This is a genomic window from Bacillus sp. REN16, assembly GCF_020731355.1.
Lineage (GTDB): Bacteria > Bacillota > Bacilli > Bacillales > Bacillaceae_L > Ferdinandcohnia.
On sequence record NZ_JAJFZK010000044.1, the window covers coordinates 1 to 7,200 of the forward strand.

A 7,200-nucleotide genomic window follows, 5' to 3' on the forward strand; every position below is an offset into this window, starting at 1 on the left:
GAGCGAGAAGGGATTGGGGAGAAAGAGGGGGAGTGGAGCGTGGGAACGTTAATTTTCGATAGGGACATTTTACAAAATTTTAATGAACAAAAGTAATTCTTTATTTATTAACGTATTATGCCAAAGTTAAATATTATATTTAAGGAAAATAATAATTAACATTGACATAATCCGTAATAACGTTTTATAACTAATAACTGAAATGAATCTAATTTAAACTAAGTCGAATTATTTAAATGAATGTTTGTGTTATAAATTATTGGGGGTACTTTAAATTGATAACTTTAGGGAATCGAATAAAGTATGTAAGAAAAACAAATAAGTTAAATCAAGTTGAATTTGCAAAAATTATCGGTATATCCCAGGGAACTTTAAGTGAAGTAGAGCAAGATAAGTATAATCCATCAATCGAGACGATAATCTTGATACATAAGAACTTTAAAGTTGATTTAGAGTGGTTGTTAGTTAATTTGAATTCATCTAATCCATACAAATCAAAAATAGTAGGCAATGAAGTAGAATTACTCACATTATTTAGAAAGCTACCATCTGATGAACAGGATGAGGTTATAGGAATTATAGAATTGAAATTAAAAAGGTATAACAACCTTAAATAATATTCCTTTTTTTAAAACTGAATTTATTAAGACATTTGGTTACACCTATGTGTGAAACCAAGTAAAAATCCACACAGATACCTTTTTAGGTTAGTTTTAATCCGTTCTTCTTTTTTCTCTCTTCTTTATCCTACTATAGGTAGCTGTCTTTTTCCTCCTCTCCATGCTAAAAAGTTGGTATTCAAACGGCAAATGAAGTGGGGGGAGTAACGGGTAGACTATTATATAATAAATAGTTATCCAATCGGTTATTTCTAAATCAAGGCTGCTTCATATAGATTGTTGCTTTAAAAGGCAACGATCTATACGAAAGCAGCCTTTGTGTATATAGAAATATAACAAAATCCTAAAAACGGCTCGAAAATTCGGAAAAGATACATTACCATTATATGTAAGGTTCGCGAACCCTTGGAATTATTTTTGGTGTGCTTTAAATAAAATTTAGGAGGATTAACTTTTGAAAAAAATCATTTTTCTTGGTGTAATCGGGTTCCTGAGTTTGTTTATTAATCTATCAAATGTATTTGCGGAAGAAAATGGTGATTTTGTTCCTGAACCTAAACCGGACGGTGCTTATTATGATGATCAGTTTGAGTCGAGAATAGATTTAAATAAGAAGATAGGTTACATTCAAGTTGATCCATCTTCAAATGAATCTGTGAAAGAGTTATTGAAAACCGGGGAAGTGAACAAAGTAGATCTGCTTGAAGAAAGAATAATCGTGTTTGTACCACCAAACTCGAATGGCCAAAAAGTTAACCAATCATCAAATTGTGATAAGGGTGATTTAAACAAAAATAGTTTAATAATACAAGCATCTTGTCCTGGAAGTGCAAGTGGAGTAATTCTAAAAGGTCCTGCACTGTATTATGCAAGTGGTACAAATGAAATTGCTATCGGTCTTGGCTTGAATGGAGAACGTATTCTAAGGATATGAGGACCAATGTTCAACCGACTTGGAATCAGGTGCAATTTTGGCGTGCAGATTCCAAATATACTGCAAAAAATGGAAGGATGAATTATCAATTCCATGGGGTTTATTTCTGTAAAGGTACTCTAGGTTCAGTAAAGAATTTTGATAAATATATAACGGTAGATTGGCAAAACACAAACAATAGTTATTACTATACATGGGGTCCAACAGATTTCACTTTCCCTGTAAATCATGATCCTGTATATAAATATCCTACCCTCACACAAGCTCGTTGGTATACTGAATGGTATTGGAATGGTTCATATCAAAAATCATAGACAGCAATTGATACATTTTAAGAATGTTTTACAAGGGGCTGTCTAATAAGTCCATTTTAAGTTGAATTTTTCCCAAATTAAAAACCCAAGAATGTTGATATTACAGCATTCTTGGATTTTGCATTTTACCGATTTGGGCTTAAAAAACTACTTTTCGGACAGCCCCATGTCAGAAACAAATTAATTCAAAAACAGACCATTATGTATTTATTTTCTTTTCAATTTCTAGTATCCTATCGAATGCAACAACTTCTTAGTGGGCATTTAACTCCTGATAAAGTGTATATAAATAATGCATTATTTTTGTAAAAAATGTAAATTATTGTTGATTTTTGTAATTTACTAGCTTAGTATATTAACTGTATATTATAACCATTTTTGGGAGGGATTTCATGTTTAAGAAGCTAGGTTTTGCATTCGTTTTACTATTAACTTGTTTTTTGTGGCTTGGCAGTGGAGGTAGTGTAAGTGCTGCTGGTTGTGGGACAGTCTATATTGATAATGATGATCCAAATCATAGAAATATACATACCGGGGGATGGTCTCATAAATATGATAGCACTGCCGTGAACTCTTATAGAGGTGATCATCGCATTTTAAGTACTGGTATTAATGGTGGTTATGGATGGTCTAGTTATGTAACTTGCACTGATGACTATTATGTAGATGTCTATTTATATAATATTAAATTTAACAACCCAAGAGCAGTTTACTATGCAGGTAATAGGGATTGGGGAGTTAACCAAAATAATGCTCCAGCAGGTTGGGGTAGAATAGGTTTTGCAACTGGAGCCAAATATTATCCAACTTTTGTGCAAGTAAAAACAAACCCTACTAGTTCAACCTTATCAACATTTACTGGAGCAGATGGAATCAGATTAGTTCAACCAAGCTTTACACAATCATTCGCAGCTAACTCCCTTAGTTTCCTTTCAGAAACTGATAGTGGGTTAAAAGATCAAATACATTCAAAAATGTTAAATTCTATTGACAATTTTGAAAATGTCAAAGGAAGTTTTAATTATTGGAGTAAGCCAGCTGGTTTCAATTATTCAGTGGATTATATGGTGAAAACAGGAAATAACCCATCTTCAATAGTCAAAATTATTGAAAATGGAGAAGATGTTATAGAATCGTCATATGATGGTAAATCAAACGTGATTCTATTCAACGATAAAAAAGAGTACAGTAAAAAAAATATAAAACCGAATAATGAGTTTAGAGATAAAGAAAAGAAACAACTTGGGGTATCACCGAAAAACAGATATCTTTTAGGAAATAACAAAGAAAAGATTTATCTCTACAAAAGTGATTATACTAATATGAATGCTGCGAAAGATTCATTATTCCCACAAGAAATAGCATTAGGATACTTAGAAGACTATTCACAATGGGAAATTGTTGATGATTCAACCAAATATGCAGGAGTAGAAGCTGTTCTTATAGAAGGAACTTTTAACGAGTACTATGCAGCTAAACACCAAGCAAGTACGTTTAAACTGTGGGTTCACAAAGATACAGGAGTATTACTAAATCTCGAGGAATACGACAGTGATATGGAGTTAGTTTCAGGTTTGGCTACCCAAGACATAAAATTCAATGATAAGCTTAATAATGCAAACTTCCATTTAGAAACTCCTCCAGGCTTTAAGAAGAGAGCCAAGTAATTAAAGTGAGTATTCCATAAACTTTAAGAGGTAGCGCCCTAGCTACCTCTTTATAATTTCCTTAAATTAAAATGTCATGTTCATTTAGCAGTTTCATCTTCCCGATGTTCCCTTTACGACTTCTGATACCCTTCTGTATTTGGTATAAACAACTCCGTATCTATTGGAACATTTATTTGCAACTCTTTTGGATTCAAAAAATTCACTATTTCTTCTTTATCATTATACGTTTCATATTTCACTAGGATTCCAGTATCTTTATCAACCCAGAAACGAAATGTTCTTGAACTGTGTTTATCTGCTGCATAATCATTCAAAATTCCCTTAATTACAATTGTATTGTGATTAAGGATCCCTTCGTTCTGTTTTTCTATTTCCCAGTTATCTAAGTTTTTTAAGTAATTTATTGTGATTTCACGCGGGAACAGTGAGTCTCGGGCTATTGGAGGTTGCGAACTGTTTCTATATCTTCTCTCCGAATAGGTTTTAGATGCGCTATCTAATGTCCAAAGTTCATCATCTTTATAATATGTAATAATGGTCTCTACAGTATCCCCTTGATTATACGTTTCAGTGCTGTGGCCGCCCTTTATTGGACTTGAGCTAAGTGAATATTTAACATCTGAAATCATTTTGGTTCCATCATAGAGTACAGTTTGAATTTCATATTCACCTTGAACTGTTTCAAACTTATCAGCTTTTAGAAGTTTCTTGTATATTTCCTCTTTAGTCATATCATCATAGTTTTCTTCTTGAAAAACGGTATTAACATCCTTATTTTGCGGAGTATTTTCCGGCTTATTGACTAGTTCATCCTTACCATCAGTGCTTTCGCTAGCATGCCTACCTTCACTATTCGAAAACAGGTCATTAATACCAGCAATATAGTATGTACCTACTAACAATACACCCGTTAAAACTACACTCGCAAAGAGGTGTATACTATTATAAACTTTTTTAGTCCTACTACGAGTAGTATTGTTTTTAATTGCCTGTAGGACAGATTTTTTGTGTTTTTCATTAAACCTTCGTTCTTTGTCTTTAAAAATGGTTTCATCTAGGATATTCTTTAAATTTTTTAGTTTATCTTCCATCCTATAATTCTCCTTTTAACGTTTTCTCAAGTACGTTCCTTGCTCTATATAATCTTGTCTTTACAGTGTTTATATTGCTATCTAACATTTCTGCAATTTCTACAGTTTTAAGTTCTTGATAGTAATGCAATATAATAACTTCTCTTAATTTAACCGGAAGAGCCATCACTTGTTTTGCGATAAGTAACTTTTCTTCATTATGTATACTTTCCGATTCTGCTGAACGAATAAGCTTTTTAGATTTTATATAATCTGTAAATATTAGATATTTATAAGAAGAGCTCCTTATAACATCCTTGCATTTATTTATAGTAATTCTATAAAGCCACGTCTTATAAGAAGACTCATGCCTGAATGTGTCTAATTTCTCATAGCACTTAATAAATACGTCTTGAGCAATATCCTCTGCTAATTGCTTTTGGTTAACGTAAGTATAAGCGAGCGTATAAATATTTTGGCCGTACTCATCCATTAACCATTTAATTTTTTCTTCATTATCCATATCTTCAATATCAACTATTTCAGGTTCTCTTTCCTTTTCAATCATTTATTATCTTCCTTTTGTTTTTAATAATTAGACGTAATTGAATAAGATTAGGTTCTGTAAATAATACAAACTTATAAAAAAGCACAAAAAGTAATGCAATCGCATTACTTTTCTGTTTTATCTAAAATCGTTCCTTATTGTTGATATAACCATTCACGTAACTGTGTTTCTTTTTCTATTTTGTTATCTGACCATTCTACTGGTGAAGTTCCTCGTAATTGTTAGCCTCTTACTTGTCCAAAGGTTTTCGTGAGGATCAAGTCCCCCTTACGGGATGTGCAACACCTGCATAGGTCAGCGCAAGGGATGTACCTTTAACCCTGAATAAGAAGCACGGTTCTAATCCAATAAAGGGAAGCCCACGTCCAGCAACGAATAACACGCCCCTAGTAAGTTCCTCGCCCGTAAAAAAATATATAAATAAATAGGTAGAGTTAACGAGTTAAGTATGGGAATGGTGGTGGTAAAGGGGATACCGAAAGGTATAGTAGTGTGCTTCATTTTTCAAGGTAAGCGCACGTCCGGCAACATGTAACAAGCCCAAGCAGAGTTCTCGCCCCTTAAAAATAAATATATATAAATAATTAGGTAGGGGGTAAGGAGGTAAGTCAGGGAATGGCGTTGGTAAGGCGAAACCGTAAGATATAGTAGTGTGCTTTATCTTTCAAGGTAAGCCCACGTCCCGAAACATGATATTCGCTTCAGGCTTTAGCACTCGCCCTTAAAGAAATAAATAAAAATAAAAATAAATAATTAGGATTGGGTAACGAGGTAAGTATGGGAAAGACGGTGGTATAGGAGAAACCGTAAGGTACTATATATGAGAGATTAGACTATCGAATTGGAAAGGTATCTTCGATACCCCCTTTATTGGCAAAGTGCGAATATCATTACTGAAATACCTATACTAGCACCTATCCATCGTATAAATCGGTGCACCCCATCCCCACATACAGAATGACTACGCCATTTTTAGCCTATACTCTACCCCAATAAATTGCTTATCTTCTCTTAGCCCATAGCCCAATACATCATCCACTAATATCGTCAATTCCAGCAAATATAAACAATACAATTGCATAGATACTCCATCCGAAGGCATGAATCGGATATGGTACAGGAGGCACCGTAAGGTGCCTTTGTTAGTTTTAGGATACTCAATTCATTTGGTGTTCGCCCGGTATCACTAAGCAAACTTTATCTCAACTTACTAATTTTCTGTGTTCATTTTCGGCTGAAATTGGGCAAATCTTTGAGCAAACTTTATTCTCAAAGAAAAATTGGGAAAATGCCATTGAAGTCAGATGTATCAAGGGATTTACCCAATAACCTATTTTTGCAAACTTTATTCTCATTTAACATTAATTTGTCTCCATATAAAATTAAGGTTCCTTAAATAAAAAAAGCGTTCCTTAAATGAAATAAATGTTCCAAAATCCGAAGGTTTTTCCGGTACGTTTCCCGGTAGACCTTCGGTTTTTTGTGTGAAATTCGGTGGGATTCCAGTCGTAATCCAATCCGAATCCAATCGTATTTTCCTTCAATCCTTTACCCAGTAAGGGTTCAGTCTGAATCCAGTGCTTTTTCAGTTGCCCCATGTGTTCTTCCTCAAACTCTTGGAAAAAATAGTTGACAATGTCAATTGTTGTTTGTATCATTTACTGTGAGGTGACTGAAAAAATGAGTGTTAAAGAAGCAATTGAGATCAGAGAAATTCTTCAACAATTGGTTCGTGATTTTGGTTTATTACAGCGTNTACTGTGAGGTGACTGAAAAAATGAGTGTTAAAGAAGCAATTGAGATCAGAGAAATTCTTCAACAATTGGTTCGTGATTTTGGTTTATTACAGCGTGAAGGTTCAGAATGTTGCGGAATAACAGTCCTGCAAAGTCACATTATATATGAACTGGATAAAAATCCCCGTATTTCCTTAATTGATCTGGCTGAGAAATTATCCATGGATACCGGAATGCTAAGTAGGCAAATCAATAAAGTGGTGGAATTAGGGTATGTTTCTCGAACCC

The 7,200-nt window shown here is 33.7% G+C and carries 6 protein-coding genes; 4 read left to right on the forward strand and 2 right to left on the reverse strand.

The window, feature by feature from the left end; genetic code table 11:
• The first annotated feature begins 275 nt into the window (after positions 1 to 275).
• The 3 genes from LKW28_RS22560 (at position 276) to LKW28_RS22570 (ending at position 3,535) form a co-directional block, all read left to right on the forward strand.
• Complete coding sequence (locus LKW28_RS22560) at positions 276 to 617, forward strand: helix-turn-helix domain-containing protein (RefSeq protein WP_229142661.1); 342 nt, start codon at positions 276 to 278, stop codon at positions 615 to 617.
• A gap of 457 nt (positions 618 to 1,074) precedes the next feature.
• Entirely contained in the window at positions 1,075 to 1,554 is a 480-nt protein-coding gene (locus tag LKW28_RS22565) for a hypothetical protein (RefSeq protein ID WP_229142662.1), read from the forward strand.
• Positions 1,555 to 2,260: 706 nt separating this feature from the next.
• Positions 2,261 to 3,535, forward strand: a complete 1,275-nt coding sequence (locus LKW28_RS22570) for a hypothetical protein (protein WP_229142663.1) — start codon at positions 2,261 to 2,263, stop codon at positions 3,533 to 3,535.
• A 113-nt stretch (positions 3,536 to 3,648) separates the two neighbouring features.
• Here the strand turns inward: LKW28_RS22570 and LKW28_RS22575 are convergent, their stop codons facing one another.
• Both LKW28_RS22575 and LKW28_RS22580 read right to left on the reverse strand, forming a co-directional pair.
• Positions 3,649 to 4,629: a hypothetical protein gene (locus LKW28_RS22575; RefSeq protein WP_229142664.1), complete on the reverse strand. Its 981-nt coding sequence runs from the start codon at positions 4,627 to 4,629 to the stop codon at positions 3,649 to 3,651.
• A gap of 1 nt (position 4,630) precedes the next feature.
• A complete protein-coding gene (locus tag LKW28_RS22580) occupies positions 4,631 to 5,176 on the reverse strand; it encodes a sigma-70 family RNA polymerase sigma factor (RefSeq protein ID WP_229142665.1) in 546 nt (181 codons plus the stop codon).
• Between the two features lie 1,777 nt (positions 5,177 to 6,953).
• Here LKW28_RS22580 and LKW28_RS22585 point away from each other — a divergent pair.
• The coding region (locus LKW28_RS22585) for a MarR family winged helix-turn-helix transcriptional regulator (protein ID WP_229142666.1) at positions 6,954 to 7,200 on the forward strand (247 nt) is incomplete at its 3' end.